At 70.5% G+C, this 15259-nt stretch carries 14 protein-coding genes and 1 pseudogene; 6 read left to right on the top strand and 9 right to left on the bottom strand.

Features of this window, described 5'->3' with window-relative positions; all coding sequences use genetic code 11:
- Positions 1–209: 209 nt before the first annotated feature.
- The 5 genes from ACFYWQ_RS10785 to ACFYWQ_RS10765 form a co-directional block, all read right to left on the bottom strand.
- The gene (locus ACFYWQ_RS10785; protein ID WP_389514875.1) at positions 210–1472 is read right to left on the bottom strand and encodes a cytochrome P450; all 1263 of its coding nucleotides are present in this window, start codon (positions 1470–1472) and stop codon (positions 210–212) included.
- The gene (locus ACFYWQ_RS10780; RefSeq protein ID WP_389514874.1) at positions 1469–2086 is read right to left on the bottom strand and encodes an ATP/GTP-binding protein; all 618 of its coding nucleotides are present in this window, start codon (positions 2084–2086) and stop codon (positions 1469–1471) included. Before ACFYWQ_RS10780 ends, ACFYWQ_RS10785 begins: the two co-directional genes overlap by 4 nt.
- On the bottom strand, positions 2067–2426 hold the full coding sequence (locus ACFYWQ_RS10775; RefSeq protein WP_389514873.1) for a DUF742 domain-containing protein: 360 nt from the start codon (positions 2424–2426) through the stop codon (positions 2067–2069). The genes ACFYWQ_RS10780 and ACFYWQ_RS10775 overlap by 20 nt, the downstream gene beginning before the upstream one ends.
- Positions 2423–2842 carry a roadblock/LC7 domain-containing protein gene (locus ACFYWQ_RS10770; protein ID WP_389514871.1) on the bottom strand — a complete coding sequence of 140 codons (420 nt, stop codon included), beginning with the start codon at positions 2840–2842 and terminating at the stop codon, positions 2423–2425. The genes ACFYWQ_RS10775 and ACFYWQ_RS10770 overlap by 4 nt, the downstream gene beginning before the upstream one ends.
- A 121-nt stretch (positions 2843–2963) precedes the next feature.
- Entirely contained in the window at positions 2964–4775 is a 1812-nt protein-coding gene (locus tag ACFYWQ_RS10765) for an ATP-binding protein (protein WP_389514869.1), read from the bottom strand.
- A 1346-nt stretch (positions 4776–6121) separates the two neighbouring features.
- Here ACFYWQ_RS10765 and ACFYWQ_RS10760 point away from each other — a divergent pair.
- Positions 6122–7141 (top strand): hypothetical protein, encoded by a 1020-nt coding sequence (locus ACFYWQ_RS10760; RefSeq protein WP_389514868.1) that lies wholly within the window; start codon positions 6122–6124, stop codon positions 7139–7141.
- Positions 7142–7260: 119 nt separating this feature from the next.
- Here the strand turns inward: ACFYWQ_RS10760 and ACFYWQ_RS10755 are convergent, their stop codons facing one another.
- The 3 genes from ACFYWQ_RS10755 to tsaD form a co-directional block, all read right to left on the bottom strand.
- Positions 7261–7593, bottom strand: coding sequence for an antibiotic biosynthesis monooxygenase family protein (locus ACFYWQ_RS10755; RefSeq protein ID WP_389514866.1), 333 nt, complete (start codon positions 7591–7593; stop codon positions 7261–7263).
- Between the two features lie 312 nt (positions 7594–7905).
- Positions 7906–8475 (bottom strand): GNAT family N-acetyltransferase, encoded by a 570-nt coding sequence (locus ACFYWQ_RS10750; RefSeq protein ID WP_389514864.1) that lies wholly within the window; start codon positions 8473–8475, stop codon positions 7906–7908.
- The gene (gene tsaD, locus ACFYWQ_RS10745; RefSeq protein ID WP_389514862.1) at positions 8472–9521 is read right to left on the bottom strand and encodes a tRNA (adenosine(37)-N6)-threonylcarbamoyltransferase complex transferase subunit TsaD; all 1050 of its coding nucleotides are present in this window, start codon (positions 9519–9521) and stop codon (positions 8472–8474) included. The genes ACFYWQ_RS10750 and tsaD overlap by 4 nt, the downstream gene beginning before the upstream one ends.
- Before the next feature lie 143 nt (positions 9522–9664).
- Between tsaD and cbiE the strand changes: the two genes are divergently transcribed.
- From cbiE to ACFYWQ_RS10730, 3 genes and pseudogenes are all read left to right on the top strand, one after another.
- The gene (cbiE, locus tag ACFYWQ_RS10740; protein ID WP_389514860.1) at positions 9665–10927 is read left to right on the top strand and encodes a precorrin-6y C5,15-methyltransferase (decarboxylating) subunit CbiE; all 1263 of its coding nucleotides are present in this window, start codon (positions 9665–9667) and stop codon (positions 10925–10927) included.
- Entirely contained in the window at positions 10924–11673 is a 750-nt protein-coding gene (cobM, locus tag ACFYWQ_RS10735; protein WP_389514858.1) for a precorrin-4 C(11)-methyltransferase, read from the top strand. The genes cbiE and cobM overlap by 4 nt, the downstream gene beginning before the upstream one ends.
- Positions 11663–11998, top strand: a pseudogene (locus ACFYWQ_RS10730) (glyoxalase superfamily protein). The gene cobM and the pseudogene ACFYWQ_RS10730 overlap by 11 nt, the downstream one beginning before the upstream one ends.
- Positions 11999–12029: 31 nt before the next feature.
- Here ACFYWQ_RS10730 and ACFYWQ_RS10725 read toward each other — a convergent pair.
- Positions 12030–13196 carry a cobalt-precorrin-5B (C(1))-methyltransferase gene (locus tag ACFYWQ_RS10725; protein ID WP_389514856.1) on the bottom strand — a complete coding sequence of 389 codons (1167 nt, stop codon included), beginning with the start codon at positions 13194–13196 and terminating at the stop codon, positions 12030–12032.
- An 18-nt stretch (positions 13197–13214) separates the two neighbouring features.
- On the opposite strand from ACFYWQ_RS10725, the gene ACFYWQ_RS10720 reads away from it, so the two are divergent.
- Positions 13215–13979: a cobalt-precorrin-6A reductase gene (locus tag ACFYWQ_RS10720; protein WP_389514853.1), complete on the top strand. Its 765-nt coding sequence runs from the start codon at positions 13215–13217 to the stop codon at positions 13977–13979.
- A gap of 109 nt (positions 13980–14088) precedes the next feature.
- The gene (locus tag ACFYWQ_RS10715; RefSeq protein ID WP_389514851.1) at positions 14089–15258 is read left to right on the top strand and encodes a HoxN/HupN/NixA family nickel/cobalt transporter; all 1170 of its coding nucleotides are present in this window, start codon (positions 14089–14091) and stop codon (positions 15256–15258) included.
- Position 15259: the final 1 nt, after the last annotated feature.

Here is a 15259-nt window from a genome sequence, read left to right as displayed (position 1 = left end):
ACTGCCGTCGCGCGTGCCGCCGTCCCGCCGACCGCCGTCGCGCGCAACGCCGTCGCGCGTAACGCCGTCGCGCGCAACGCCGTCCCGTGCCCAGCCGTCCCGTGCCCCGAGGGGCCGGGCGGCAGGCCGGAGCGGCCGGCGGACGGAACGGGCGCCGCACCCCACCGGCAACGACCCGCCCGGGGAGACGGTCCGCCCCGGGCGGTGCGCTACTGCACCACCGGGGTGAACTCCACCGGCAGGGCGCTCAGGCCGCGCATCCAGATGGACGGGCGCCAGGTCAGTTCCTCCGGCTCCACGGCGAGGACCAGGTCGGGCAGGCGCTCCAGCAGGTTCTCGACCGCCGTTCGGGCCATGACGTCGGCCAGCAGCGGGGCGGGATAGGGGCACCGGTGCTCCCCGTTGCTGAACGACAGGTGCGCGGCGTTCTCCGCCCCGACGTACGATTCCGGCCAGATCTGGGGATCGGTGTTGGCCGCGGCGAGCCCCAGTACGACGCAGTCGCCCGCCCGGATCCGACGCCCGCCCAGCTGGGTGTCGCGCACGGCCCAGCGGCCGATGAAGTTCTGCGTCGGGGTGTCGAGCCAGAGCACCTCGTTCAGCGCCTCGCCCACACTGAGCCGGCCGCCCGACACGCTCAGGGCGAACCGCTCGTCGGTGAGCAGCAACCGCAGCGTGTTGCAGATCCAGTTGGCGGTCGGCTGCTGGGCCGCGGCGATGATGGTGATCAGGTCCTGGACGACCTCCTCGTCGGTCAGCCCGGCCGGATGCAGCAGCATGCGCGAGGTGACGTCCGGGCCCGGACGCTCCCGCTTCTCCTTCACCAGTTGCTGGATCCGCTCGGCCACCCGCATGTACGCGGCCACCGGATCCTCGCCCTCGGTCGCGTCGAGGGAGATCTGGAGATCCTCCACGAGCCGCTGGGTGTCCTCACCCGTGTGCGGCATCCCGCACATCTGGACGACGGCACGCATCGGCAGCGCGTGCGCGTACGCGCTCATCAGCTCGGCCTGACCGCTCCCCGCGAACGACGCGATGAGCTGGTCGGCGATCTGCCGGCACTCGCGCGCCAGCTCGAACTGGTCGACGCCCTCCAGGGCCTCCGTGATCACCTCGGACCGCCGCCGGTGCTCGTCGCCCTCGGTGAACAGCACCGAGGGCTGGTACCCGACGAACGGCAGCAGCGGCCAGTCCGCGGGGATGTTCTCCCACTGGTTCCAGCGCCGCGAGTCGCGGGCGAACAGCTCGTCGTGGCTCGTCACGTAGCCGACCTCGGAGTAACCGAGCACCAGCCAGGCGGGGATGTCCCCGTCGAGCAGCACGGGCGCGACGGCGCCGTGCTCCCGGCGCAGGTCCCGGTAGAGCCGCGAGGGATCCTGCTGGTACTCCAGGCCGGCCAGCGGCACCGCGCCCGTGTGGGCAGGGCAGCCCGCAGGAGCGGCGTGCGGGGGAAGGGGGCCGTTGTCGGTCACGGTGTCTTCTCCTGGGCCATGGCCATTTCGTAGAGGTGGTCCACGAGGGTGATCAGCACGTCCTTGCCCGACGACCTGACCCGGGCGTCGCAGTCGATCAGCGGCACGTGCGCGGGCAGGGCGAGCGCCTGGCGGATCTCGTCGAGGGAGTACCGGTTCGGTTCGTCGTCGAACCGGTTGACGGCCACCACGAACGGCGTCTTGTGGTGTTCCAGCCGGTCGATCGCGTACCAGGAGTCGTCCATGCGGCGCGTGTCGACGAGGACGACCGCGCCGAGCGTGCCGGAGAAGAGCCGGTCCCACAGGAACCAGAAGCGCTCCTGGCCCGGAGCGCCGAACAGGTACAGGATCATGCTCTCGTTGAGGCTGATCCGGCCGAAGTCGAACGCCACCGTCGTGGTGGTCTTCGCCGCCACCTTGTTCGTCTCGTCGATGCCGACACCCGCCTGCGTCATCACCTCCTCGGTGTTGAGCGGACGGATCTCGCTGACCGAGCGGACCAGAGTCGTCTTGCCGACCCCGAAGCCGCCCACCACGACGATCTTCAGGCCTGTCTCGGCGGCGTCGGACAGCGGTGTGCGCACGGAAGGCAGCTCAGAGGTTGCGGAGCCCATGGAGCACCTCCTTGAGAAAGGCGGAATCGGGGAGTGAGGAGGCGGCGGACCGTGCCGGGGGCGGCTGGCGGACGGTGATCCGGCTCATGGCGAGCAGGTCGCCGAGCAGGATGCGCACCACCGTGATCGGCAGTTTCAGCTCGGCGGCGATCTCGACGACGGCCGTCGGATGCCGGCACAGTTCCAGGATCCGCGCATGCTCCGACTGCATCCCGGCGGTGGGCTTGCACTCGCTGACCACCAGGGTGACCAGGTCGAACGCGTCGTCCGCCCGGCTGCGCCCGCCGGTGACCGTATAGAGCCGGTCGGGTTCACCGGTGTCCACGGGCCGGCGTATCACGACGATGTGCTCCCCTGCGCGCTCTCGCGGGGCTCGGCCCGCAGGTGCTCGCCGAGCTGCTCGACGAGCTCGGTCATCTGGTGACCCACCACGCCGGGGTCGGCGTCCTCCTCGGCGAGGACCGCCAGGTGCGCGCCCTCCCCCGCCTGCACGATGAAGAGCTGACCACCGTGGAACTCGGTCATGGAGTGCCGCACACCACCGCTCCCGTCACCGAACTCGACGGAGGCCCCCTGGGCGAGGGACTGCATGCCCGAGCAGATGGCTGCCAACTGGTCGGCCTGGTCGAGCGCCAGGTGTTCGGTCCAGCACAGCTTCAGGCCGTCCCGGGACAGGACCAGCACGTGCCGAGTGCCGGGGGTGCGCTCCAGAAGGCCCTGCAGAAGCCAGGTGAGGCTGTTGTCGGTGGTCTGCATGGTAGGTGATGGGACGGCGGTGTCCTGGGACGCCGGTTGCCGGCCCGTTCCTCCAATCTCACGAGCTTGAGCGGGAAATGAGGGCGCCATGGCTCTGACGCCGGAGGGGAAGGACGTGGTGCTACTCGCCGGTCAGTGGCCCGGATCCGGGCTCGTCCACGGGACCGTCGGCGCCGCCGGCAGCGGTGCGCCCGCTGTGGAAGGCCCCGAACCGCGAGCCGGCGTCACGCCCCGCCGGACGTGTCCGCCCCGGCGTGTCGCCGGACCCGGCGGAATCGGCCGTCGCCCTGCGCTGGTCACGTTCGCGCTCGGCCTCGGCCATCGTACGGCCGGGGGCCCGGACGGGAAGACCGTTGGGCGTGGCCTCCAGGGGACCGCGGGGAGCCGTCCGGCCGGAGGCTTCCGCCGGGGCGGCGGGACGGGCCGCGGGAGCCGGCCGCGCGGCCGGGCCGGGCAGTTCGGCCGACGCGGGGCGCGAGCCTGCCGCGGGGCGCGAGCCCGTCGTGGGGCGCGAGGACGGCTCCCGCGGTCCGGGGACGGCGTCCGCGCCGGCGGCGGGACGGCCCGCCGTCTCCCGCGGTGCGGCGTCGCTCCGCTGCGCGAGCAGGTTCAGGGGCAGCAGCACGACGACGCCGGTGCCTCCGCGCGACGACGGCCGGTAGTTGACGCTGATGCCGTACTTGAGGGCCAGCCGCCCGACCACGGCCAGACCGAGCCGTGTGCCCTGGAGCGAGGCGAGGTCCGTCACGCGGCCCGCCACGGCCTCCTCGGCGCGCCGCATCGCCGCGTCCGCCATCTTCAGGCCGCTGTCCTCGATCGTGACGATCAGCCCGGCGCTGTGCTCCTCGACGTAGATGTGGACCTCGTCGATCGGCGGCGAGAAGTTGGCGGCGTTGTCCGCCAGCTCGGCGAGCAGGTGCATGACGCCTTCGGCGGCGAAACCGGAGACGGCGGCGTTCGAGGAACAGTGCAGCCGCACCCGCTGGTACGCCGCGATCCGGCCGGCCGCACCGCGCAGGATGCTCTCCATCACGATCGGCTTGTTCCAGGCGCGGCTGGACCGACCGCCCATCAGCAGCGCCAGCCGGTCGGTCATCAGGCCCAGCTGGGAGGTGCTGTGATCCAGCTTCAGCAGGTCGCCGAAGACCTCCTCGCCGTGCCGCTCCTGCATCTCCCGCAGGTCGGCGAGCATGCTCACGGTCTTGGCCTGGACGCGGCTGAGCGCCTTCGCGGAAGCGGCCTGCGCGGCGGCGGCGCGGCGCTCGCTGTGGGCGAGCTCGCGGATGAACGTTTCGGTGGGCGTCCGCAGCACGGCGGACGGGGGCCACTCCAGCCCGGCGAGCACGGTGTCGGCCGAGCTGCCCTCCCGCAGCTGGTCGACCACGGCGGGCAGCATCTGCTGCGCCCAGTCCATCTCTCCGGTGATCTCGTCCAGTTCGTGCCGGGCGCGTCGCCGTTCGGCGTCCGAGGTGGTGGCGTACCGCACCGCCTGCTCCATCGCGGCGGCGAAGGCCTGGACGACCTGCAACAGCCGAGGATCGGCGGGCGGTGTCACCTTCGCCAGGGCCTCACGCGCCCCCTCGCCGTCCCCCAGCCGGTCCAGGAGAGCGGGCAGGGTGACGTTCACCAGATGCGCCGACTCCGCGGACTGCTGCGCCGACTGGGCGCTCATCCGGGCGATGTCGGCATCCCTCGTGGCGGCGGACCGGCGGGTCCGCCTGATCAGCACGGCGCAGACGACGACGGTGACCGCCACGCAGGCCCAGGCGACCAGAGCGGCGACCACCGTCCAGGTGCGGGCGGCGGCGGGGGCCGCCGCCATCGCCGCGCCCGCCGCCGCGCCACTCACCAGCAGCACGGTCACGGGTACGGCCGACGAGGCCTGGGGCACTGGGGCCGACCGACGCTGACTGGGAGATGCAGGCACAGACATTCCGCGGTTCCTCGGTCCTCGAGAGCAGGAAGAACGGGTCGACCGACACACGACGGCCGCAGGCCCGGAAGGAAGGGGGAGGACGTGCTCCGCCGATCCGGGTACCGGGTCATGCTAGTCATGCCGCCGGCCGTGGTGATCGCACGGGCCGCACGGCCCGGCCGGCGGAGCCTCCGATGTGAAGTCGCCGACCGGACAAGGCGGAACAGCAGGGATGCAAGGGAGCATTCCCGCCGAAGTCGACGGCTCGCGGCGGATGTTTTCCGGCCATCACCGTCCAAAAACCGTTGTCCGTACGACAGTACACCCATGAAAGTCCGTCAGTTTCCGGTCAGCGCGTCCGGTTTCACGCCCGCCGTGACGCCGATGGGGCGCGAGGAAATCACAAGTCCCCCACACAATCCCCTTCGCCGGATTCGGCCGGGCACCGGCGCGCACACAGGCCCCGGCCACGTGCCGGCGGACGGGCGGGGACGGGTGGGGGATGGGTGGCGGACGGGTGGGGACGGGTGGGGGACGGTCCGGCGACCGAGCGGCCGCGTCGCCGGGTACCGCCTCACGGGGATCCGCCCGGACCCTGCCGGATCCGCCGTCACGAGAGGGCCGGGACCCGCTAGGTTCGCCCCGGCTATGTGAGATTTCGTGCTACGTGAGAGGGTCAGACGGGTGAGCGAGACAGTACCGAACACCCTGCAATACCGCGTTGACGGGCCAGAAGACGCTCCGGTCCTCATCCTGGGTCCCTCACTGGGAACCACATGGCACAGGTTGTAGAGACCGTCTTCGGGCGTCCACGTCAGTCCACGGCGGGTACGTAATAGCAGGTCAGGGCTTCGCAGTCCGGGGGAGTCGGTGTAGTTGGTGACAGACGCGTGACAGCGCCCGTGACAGGTCGGTGATAGGGCGAGGCCGCCGGAGAGCATGATGGCGGGGCCTCTGGCCGGAGCCACTCGACGAAACCCCACCGAAGCACTTCTGGTGCGGCTTCGTCACGAGATCGACTGTGCTCCCGCGCATGATCCTCTCGGCTCCTCATGCAGTCCGTGTTCCTGCGATGCGCTCGGGGACGCTGGATTTGCGATCGCAGGCGGCAAGACGGGGATACGTGAGGAGACGCTCCCCGTGGGAAACCGGGCAGGTTCTGTCGTGTCGTGGGTACGTGGTGTGACCTGCTCGGGACGGGCTCACCGGTATGCCGACTGCCGGTGGGCGTGTGACGTCGTGGCCGCCATCGACAGTGCACCCGTGACGAAACCGGACTTGGTCGTGCGTGCCGGACGTTCTGCGATGACAGGGCACAATAGTCCGCACGCGGTGGCTGGGGGAGCGGCTCTGGGGAGGGCGTCGTGAAGTTCAGAAAGCGAACGCTGGAAATGCTTGGCGACCTCATTTGCGGAAACCTCGGTGCTGCGGATCCTCAAGCTGGTGCCGAACCTGCATATTTCCCGTATCGCTCGAGCAGCTACATCACCGAGTTCTTCGCGGAGCTCGACATGGATTGGGAGCACGACGGTTCGACGCGGCACCGCTGGGTCGCAGGGGTGCTGGAACAATTGTTGGAGGAGCCGCACGAGGGGCCTTCGCACCCACCGGAGTCCTTCTGCAGGGTGATCGACCACCTGATGAATCCGGGGGATGCACTCAATGAGGGTCTCGACCGGACCAATGCCCTGCGCTTGCTGAACAATGCGCTCGCGAGGGAAGGGTTCGAGGCTTTTTACGGGGAGGACAAGCACTGCTACCTGCGGCACACCGGAACGAACACTGTCTCGATGTTGGCCAAGAACCCGCATCGTCCACTGAGCGTCGCCGAGATGCAGCGGCGTACAGCACTTGCCGCGTTCCTGGACACGTGCAGCGAGGATGCACTCATTGAGGAAGTGCTGCTGCCCCTCTTCCGGCAGCTGGGCTTTCACCGGATCACGGCGGCCGGGCACAGGGACAAGGCGCTGGAGTACGGCAAGGACATCTGGATGCGGTACACCCTGCCGACCCAGCACTTCCTGTACTTCGGCATCCAGGTGAAGCGCGGAAAGCTGGACGCCACGGGAAAGTCCAGGGCGGGCAATGCCAACATCGCCGAGATCCACAACCAGGCCCTGATGATGCTGGCGCACGAGATCTTCGACCCCGAGACCAACCGGCGCGTCCTCGTCGACCATGCGTTCATCGTGGCCGGCGGGGAGATAACCAAGGCTGCACGCAACTGGCTGGGCAACGCGTTGGACGCGGCGAAACGGAGCCAGATCATGTTCATGGATCGCGACGACATCCTGAACCAGTTCGTGGTGACCAACCTGCCGCTTCCCGTGGGTGTACCGCCAAATGTGATGCCCTCCGCAGGTCCAGCGGAAGCGCCATTCTGATGCGCTGATGCTGCGGCATCCGCCTGCCGGTCGGGCAGCGCTCTGGCCGGAAAGCGAGCGTGAGTCGCCGCGGAGCGGTTGTGAACGCGTCGCGCTGGTAAGGCCGTAGGAACGGGCTGCTATCCCGGATGGACCGACACTACCGAGAAGAGCCGCGGTTGCACGTCCGACGCGATCTTGGCGGCCTGGTCCATGTGGACGCGGGCCTCGGGGTTGTCGAGCATCGCCCTGTAGTGTCCCTCGCTCTCCCACTGGGCGTAGTTGACCACCCGCTCGCCGTCGAGGGAGGCGTGGAAGTTGGCGCAGACGAAGCCGGGTTGGTGCTTCATGGTCTCCTCCGTCGCGCGGGCGAGCAGCTCGATCAGCTCCTCCTGGCGGTCGGGGGAGACCGTGAACACGTTGATGAGGGTGGCCACAGAGCGGGTGGTGTCGACCTGAACGGTAACAGTCATGCAGTTACTACTCCCCTTACGGCTGTGGGGGTTGTCGCATTCGGCTGCGCATTCGCTCGAACGGAGGCGAGCCGCAAGACCGCAGTGGTAGGCGAGAGTTGCCGTTCCGGACTCTTGGACGTGCCGCGTACGGGCCGCCGCTTCGGGCCAGTTGCGCCGATCCGCCGCCCTTGCCGTTCAGGAGCCGCTTGACCAGTCGCGCGGTGTGTAGTGCCGCGCCAGCGGTGATGGCGGCCACCAGGCTCGCCTTGCCGTCGGAGTCTGTTCCGATCGCCAAGACACCAGGGCACTCGGCACGGCGGGCTCCGGGGACTACAGGGGCTGGTCGGCCAGGGCTCGGGCGGGATGGTGCGGGCCGAGGAAGACCGCGATGCCGTGGCCGTCGGGGGAGGGGTGGGTGGCCTGGGTCCAGCCCTGGCGACGGTAGAAGGCCATGGCCCGTGTCGACTTGAGGGAGGTGAGCAGCCAGGCGCGGCCGTCCGGCGCGTCCTCGGTCACCGCTCGCAGGAGGCCGGCCGCGATTCCGGTGCCACGGACGGTGGAACGGACGGCGAGTTCATCGATCTCACGGGCACCGCACAGCCACTCCTCGGTGCGACTCGGGCCCAGACCGGCGGCCGCTTGCGGATGGCAACGGTCGACCGGGAAGGGGGTGGGAGTGGCCCAGGCGGTCGCGAAACCCACGACGTCCGGCCCGTCGAAGGCGAGCGCTGCGGTGAACCCCGGACGCCGTACGTCCGAGCCGAGCCGTGCGACGAAGGCGTCCGCCCTTTCCTCGTCCTCGATCCAGGGCGGCGCGCAGAACGCGTCGGCGTAGACGGAGCGCAGGGCCGCGCTGTGTGGCAGGAGGGCGTCGTAAGGGACGACACGGATGTCCGTCACGCCGCCACCGCTCCGGCCGCGACTGGATGCAGGGCCGCGTACTCCAGCGGTGCCGACGGGTCGATCGACACGTCCAGCGGGGCCGGCTCGGCCCCGGCCCGTACGAGGAGGTCGCCGACGGCGGCGATCATCGCGCCGCTGTCCGTGCACAGGCTGAGCGGCGGCACCCGCAGCGTGATGCCGGCCGCCCGGCAGCGCTCCTCGGCCAGTGACCGCACCCTGGAGTTCGCGGCGACCCCGCCGACTACGACCAGCGTGCCGACCCCGTGCGCCCCACAGGCGGCGACGGCCTTGCGGGTCAGGACGTCGGCGACCGCCTCCTGCAGCGACGCGGCCCCGTCGTGGACGGGCAGCTCGCGGCCGGCGTGGGACTCGGCCCAGCGGGCCGCCGCCGTCTTCAGCCCGGAGAAGGAGAAGTCGTACGGCCCCGGGAGCGGGCGAGGGAAGGGGACGGCGCCAGGGTCGCCCTCGCGGGCGGCCCGGTCGATGGCCGGACCGCCGGGGTACGGCAGACCGAAGACCCGCGCGACCTTGTCGAAGCACTCTCCGGCGGCGTCGTCGAGGGTGTCGCCTAGGTGGGCGATCGGGTCGTGGGCCAGGTCGCGCACGAGGAGCAGCGAGGTGTGGCCCCCGGAGACGATCAGCACCATGCACGGGTCGGGCAGCGGCCCGTGCTCCAGTGTGTCGGCGGCGACATGACCGGCCAGGTGGTGCACGCCGTGGAGCGGGACGCCGAGTGCGTAGGCGATGCCCTTCGCCCCCGCGAGGCCCACTTGAAGGGCGCCGGACAGCCCCGGGCCCGTGGTCACGGCGACCGCCCCGATGTCGGAGAGCCGCAGCCCCGCCTGGTCCAGTGCCTGACGCACCACCGGGCGCAGGGCGTGCAGGTGGGCGCGGGAGGCGATCTCGGGCACCACTCCGCCGAAGCGGGCGTGCTCGTCCATGCTCGACGCCACGGCGTGCCCGAGCAGGCGCCCGTCCCGGACGAGCCCCGCCCCGGTCTCGTCACACGACGACTCGATCCCGAGCACGATCGGAGAGCCCATGCCCTCCCCTTCCTGCGACATCTACGTTATTGCGAACAGTGTGCAATAAGATCCGACCGGATGTGAACCCGGACTCGGTTGCACGGGTGATCGCTTAGTAGAGTGCGCCCCTGTCGCACCCCTGAACTTCGAGGTAGCCAGCAGTGATCCCCGCCCGACAAGGCCCGCCCTCCGTCGTCACGGTCGTCGGGACAGGAGCCGACGGCTGGTCGGGTCTGGCCGAACCCTCCCGAGCGGAACTGCGCCGTGCCGATGTTCTCATCGGGGGTCCGCGCCAGCTGGACCTGCTGCCCACCGAGTGCGCCGGCGAGCGCGTCGCCTGGCCCTCACCCCTGCGCCCCGCCGTCTCCCGCCTGCTCGCCGCTCACGCAGGCCGCCGTATCGCCGTCCTGGCCAGCGGTGACCCGATGTTCTACGGCATCGGACGCACGCTCGCCGAAGAGGTCGACGCACTGCGCGTCCTTCCTCACCCGTCGTCCGTGTCCTATGCCTCCGCCCGGCTGGGCTGGCCGCTGGAGGACGTCGAGGTCGTCACCCTGGTGGGTCGCCCCACCGCCCGCCTCGCCGCCGCCCTGCACGACGGCCGGCGACTCCTCGTCCTCAGCGCCGACGCGACCACTCCCGGGGAGGTCGCCGAGCTCCTGAGCGACCGTGGCTTCGGGCCCAGCCGGATGCGGGTCCTGGAACAACTCGGTGGCGACCGGGAGCGTGTGACCGCCGAGACCACTGCCGACGACTGGGCGCGGACCCAGCGGTCCGGCGATCCCCTCAACATCGTGGCCGTCGAATGCCGCCGGGCACCGGACGCCCTGCGACTCGGTGCGGTGCCGGGCCTGCCCGACGAGGCGTACGAGCACGACGGGCAGCTCACCAAGAGACACATCCGGGCCGCCACGCTCGGCGCGCTCGCCCCCGCTCCCGGCGAACTCCTGTGGGACGTCGGTGGCGGGTCGGGCTCGATCGCCATCGAGTGGATGCGCACCCACCCGTCGTGCCGGGCCGTCACCGTCGAACGCGACCCGGTACGTGCCGAACGCATCCTCCGTAACGCAGAGCGGCTCGGCGTGCCGGGACTTCGGGTGGTCACCGGTGCCGCTCCGGGCGCGCTGCCCGAACTCCCCGCGCCTCACGCCGTGTTCGTGGGCGGGGGACTTACCGCCCGCGGTCTCCTCGACGCCTGCTGGGCGGCCCTGCCGCCCGGCGGGCGGCTCGTCGCCAACACGGTCACGCTGGAGTCCGAGGCGCTGCTCGCCGACGCTCACCGCCGCCACGGTGGTGAGTTGGTGCGGCTCGCGGTGGCGCATGCCGTGCCCGTGGGCGGCTTCACCGGCTGGCGGCAGGCCATGCCGGTCACCCAGTGGTCCGTGCAGAAGACCCCCAACCCTCCTCCAGGAGCAGACAGATGACCGTGTACTTCATCGGCGCCGGCCCCGGCGCCGCCGACCTGATCACAGTGCGCGGCGCCCGGACGCTCGCCGCCTGCCAGGTCTGCCTGTACGCGGGCAGCCTCGTCCCGCGCGAACTGCTGGCCGAGTGCCCGCCGGACGCACGCCTGGTGGACACCGCCCAGCTCGACCTGGACGAGATCACCGCCGAGTTGCTCCGCGCCCACCAGGAGGGGCACGACGTGGCCCGGCTGCACTCGGGCGACCCGTCCGTGTTCAGCGCGGTCGCCGAGCAGATGCGACGGCTCGACGCGGCCGGGATCCCCTACGAGGTCGTCCCCGGCGTCCCCGCCTTCGCCGCCGCGGCCGCCTCCCTCAAGCGGGAGCTGACCGTGCCCACCGTCGGCCAGACCGTCATCCTCACCCGTCTCGCCAACCGCGCCACCGCCATGCCGGAAGGCGAGGACCTGGCCACTCTGGGCCGCAGCGGCGCGCTGATCGTGCTGCACCTGGCCGCCAAGTACGTGGACCGCGTGGTGGAGGAACTCCTCCCGCACTACGGCGCCGACTGCCCTGCCGCGGTCGTGGCCTACGCCTCCCGCCCCGACGAGCTCGTCATCCGGGGCATCCTGGAGGAGATCGCCCAGAAGGTGAAGGAGGCTGGTGTCCTGCGTACCGCGGTCATCATGGTGGGGCGGACGCTCGGAGCGGAACAGTTCCGTGACAGCCACCTGTACTCGCCGGAGCGGGAGCGTCATGGCTGCTGAGGAGGTGACCCCCGTCCTGTGGGGGAGGGACGCCGCCGAAACTGTCAGGTGATACGCACGTCTGGGCTTCACTCAGCAGTGGGAGCACCGCTTCGAGCCGGGACTCCCCGCTCCCACCGAGGTCGCCCGAGGCCGGATACGCGTCTTCCTCTCGGAGCACGAAGGCGACGCGCGGCCGGACACCTTGGTGTACCTGAGGGTCGCCGATATGGACGCCGTGGCCGCCGAGTTCGGGGTCCGTATCGAGGAGGCGCCGAGGGGGCGCGAGCTGGAACTCCGCGACCCCGACGGGAACCGCATCAGGGTGGGGCCGGCCGACGAGTGACCGGCGGGCCCGGTGCCTCGGCGCGGGTGAATCAGGCCACCGTACTGCGGCCCACGACCGTCCCCGCACGGTCGATGCAGATGACGTCCACCGCGACGGGCGCGCCGCGCAGCACGGCCAGCGCCTCATCGCGGGCCGCCCTCGCCACCAGGTCGCCGAGCGGTACCCCGGCGGCCTGGCACAGCTGGAGCGCGGCGAGCCCTGTGTTCGCGTCGGCCACGACGGCAGCCAGCGTCTCGTCCGCGCCGCCCCGCCCGGCCAGTTCGGCCAGGAAGCCCTTGTCGACCTGCGAGCGGCCGGAGTGCAGGTCCAGGTGCCCTGCCGCGAGCTTGGACAGCTTGGCGAAGCCACCGCAGATCGTGAGGCGGTCCACCGGGTGCCGGCGGATGTACTTCAGCACCGCGCCCGCGAAGTCCCCCATGTCGAGCAGGGCGTCCTCGGGCAGGCCGTACTCCGCAACGACCGTCTTCTCGGACGTCGACCCAGTGCACCCGGCGACATGGGTCCGTCCGGCCGCGCGGGCCACGTCCACGCCCCGCCGGATGGAGTCGATCCAGGCCGAGCAGGAGTACGGCACGACGATGCCCGTGGTGCCGAGGATGGACAGGCCGCCCAGGATGCCGAGCCGTGGGTTCCAGGTGGAGCGGGCTATCTCCTCGCCGTGGTCGACGGAGACGCTGATCTCCACATCTCCGCTGCCGCCGTGCCGGGCGGCCACTTCGGCGACGTGCTCGCTCATCATGCGACGGGGCACGGGATTGACCGCCGCCTCACCGACGGGCAGTGGAAGGCCGGGCCTGGTGATCGTCCCCACGCCGGGTCCGGCCTTGAAGACGACGCCGCTGCCTGTGGGCAGCCGTCGGACCGTCGCCCGGACCAGTGCGCCGTGCGTGACGTCGGGATCGTCTCCCGCGTCCTTCACGATCCCCGCCATGGCGGAACCTTCGGTCAGCTCCTCCGCGGCCAGCGCGAAGGACGGTGTCTGCCCCCTGGGCAGCGTGATCGTCACCGGGTCGGGAAACTCACCGGTCAGCAGGGCGGTGTACGCGGCCGTCGTGGCCGCCGTCGCACAGGCCCCCGTGGTCCAGCCGTGCCTCAGCCCCGTGTGCTCCAGCTGGGCGCGGCGACCGCCCTTCACCGGACCGGAACCATGCGCCCCGCCCGCCTGCACCAAGTCTCGACCCTCACTGCCACTCATGAACGGACCCACACCCTCATGCACGTACTGATCCTCGGCGGAACCACGGAAGCCCGCCGCCTTGCCGAACTCCTCCACGGCACTCCGGGGCTGAAGTTGACCAACTCCCTTGCCGGACGCGTCGCCAATCCCAGGCTGCCCCCGGGCGAGACCCGCGTCGGAGGCTTCGGCGGGGCCGAAGGGCTGGCGGCGTGGCTGAGCGAGCAGACGGTCGACGTGATCGTCGACGCCACCCATCCCTTCGCCGGGAAGATCAGCTTCAACGCGGCACAGGCCGCTGCCGCAACCCATGTTCCCCTGCTCGCCCTGCGCCGGCCCGGCTGGGTCCCCGTCGAGGGCGACCGGTGGTACGAAGTGGGTTCACTGGAGGAAGCGGCACGGGCGCTGCCCGCACTCGGCCGTCGTATCTTCCTCACCACCGGGCGCATGGGCCTGGCCGCCTTCGCGGACCTTGACGACCTGTGGTTTCTCGTACGATCCGTCGACGCCCCCGAGCCACCCCATCCGGCCCGCATGGAGGTACTGCTCGACCGTGGCCCCTTCACCCTTGACGGGGAGCGAGAGCTGCTGCGGCGCCACCGCATCGACGTCGTGGTCACGAAGGACAGCGGCGGGGCGGCCACGGCGCCGAAACTGACGGCTGCCCGCGAGGCGAGGTTGCCTGTCTTCGTGGTCCGCAGACCACCCGTTCCCAAGGGAGTGACCGTCTTCCCGGATCCCGAGAAGGCGGCCCAGTGGGTCCGCGAGCACCTTGAGCAGGGAGTTTTTCCGGCCATTGACTGAAACCTGGCGCCGTCTTTACTGCGGCTGTCTTGTAGCTGCAACCAAGTCGCAGAAACCTGGAAGGCGCGGCTGAAAACAGCCGCTCGCCGAGAAGTAAGGGTCACGCTCCATGACCACCGCTCCTGATTCCGCTTCCGCCAGGCCGGCCGCTCCGGCCACCGGCCGCGGCATCTCGTGGCACCGCATCCGCACGTCAATGACCCGCAAGGAATGGGTGAGCGTCGGCGGAATGGCCGCGTTCATCCTGGTGCTGCATGTCATCGGCTGGTTCACGCTCGTGGCGATCGTCGCCCCGGAGCACTACAGCCTCGGCACGAAGACCTTCGGCATAGGCATCGGAGTCACCGCGTACACCCTGGGCATGCGGCACGCCTTCGACGCCGACCACATCGCCGCCATCGACAACACGACCCGCAAGCTGATGAACGAGGGCCAGCGCCCGATGTCGGTCGGCTTCTGGTTCTCCCTGGGGCACTCGTCGATCGTCTTCGCGCTCGCTTTCCTGCTGTCTCTCGGAGTCAAAGCGCTGGCAGGCCCGGTCGAGAACGACAACTCCACGCTGCACAGCATCACCGGCTGGATCGGTACGACCGTCTCGGGCACCTTCCTCTACGTCATCGCGATCATCAATCTGGTGATCATGGTGGGCATCTGGAAGGTGTTCCGGCAGATGCGCACCGGCCACTTCGACGAGGCGGCCCTGGAGGAGCAGCTCAACAACCGCGGCTTCATGAACCGCCTCCTTGGCCGCCTGATGAAGTCGATCACCAAGCCCTGGCAGATGTACCCCCTGGGCCTGCTTTTCGGTCTCGGCTTCGACACCGCCACCGAGATCGCGCTCCTCGTCCTCGCCGGCTCGGGCGCCGCCTCCGGCCTGCCCTGGTACGCCATCCTGTGCCTGCCGATCCTGTTCGCGGCCGGCATGTCCCTGCTGGACACCATCGACGGCTCGTTCATGAACTTCGCCTACGGCTGGGCGTTCTCCAAGCCGGTCCGCAAGGTCTACTACAACCTCACCATCACCGGCCTGTCCGTCGCCGTCGCCCTGATCATCGGCACCGTCGAACTTCTCGGTCTGGTAGCCGAGAAGGCGGACCTGCACGGCGCGTTCTGGGACTGGATCTCCGGACTCGACCTCAACATCATCGGCTACGTCATCGTCGGCCTGTTCTTCGCCACCTGGGCCGTCGCCCTGGTGGTGTGGAAGGTCGGCCGCATAGAGGAGAAGTGGACGGCGGGGCTGGCCCAGCCGGCCACGGCTCAGGAGCACGGCGAGTAGA

Source organism: Streptomyces sp. NPDC003247 (assembly GCF_042888135.1).
Taxonomy (GTDB): domain Bacteria; phylum Actinomycetota; class Actinomycetes; order Streptomycetales; family Streptomycetaceae; genus Streptomyces.
This window is presented reverse-complemented; position numbering and strand designations above follow the sequence as displayed.

What these genes read in the sequence shown, in the direction of transcription:
- cobM (WP_389514858.1), top strand. Translation starts at nt 10,924, where the DNA reads ATGACCGTGTACTTCATCGGCGCCGGCCCCGGCGCCGCCGACCTGATC.
- ACFYWQ_RS10780 (WP_389514874.1), bottom strand. Translation starts at nt 2,086, where the DNA reads ATGGGCTCCGCAACCTCTGAGCTGCCTTCCGTGCGCACACCGCTGTCC.
- ACFYWQ_RS10725 (WP_389514856.1), bottom strand. Translation starts at nt 13,196, where the DNA reads ATGAGTGGCAGTGAGGGTCGAGACTTGGTGCAGGCGGGCGGGGCGCAT.
- tsaD (WP_389514862.1), bottom strand. Translation starts at nt 9,521, where the DNA reads ATGGGCTCTCCGATCGTGCTCGGGATCGAGTCGTCGTGTGACGAGACC.
- ACFYWQ_RS10720 (WP_389514853.1), top strand. Translation starts at nt 13,215, where the DNA reads ATGCACGTACTGATCCTCGGCGGAACCACGGAAGCCCGCCGCCTTGCC.
- ACFYWQ_RS10765 (WP_389514869.1), bottom strand. Translation starts at nt 4,775, where the DNA reads ATGTCTGTGCCTGCATCTCCCAGTCAGCGTCGGTCGGCCCCAGTGCCC.
- ACFYWQ_RS10770 (WP_389514871.1), bottom strand. Translation starts at nt 2,842, where the DNA reads ATGCAGACCACCGACAACAGCCTCACCTGGCTTCTGCAGGGCCTTCTG.
- ACFYWQ_RS10755 (WP_389514866.1), bottom strand. Translation starts at nt 7,593, where the DNA reads ATGACTGTTACCGTTCAGGTCGACACCACCCGCTCTGTGGCCACCCTC.
- ACFYWQ_RS10715 (WP_389514851.1), top strand. Translation starts at nt 14,089, where the DNA reads ATGACCACCGCTCCTGATTCCGCTTCCGCCAGGCCGGCCGCTCCGGCC.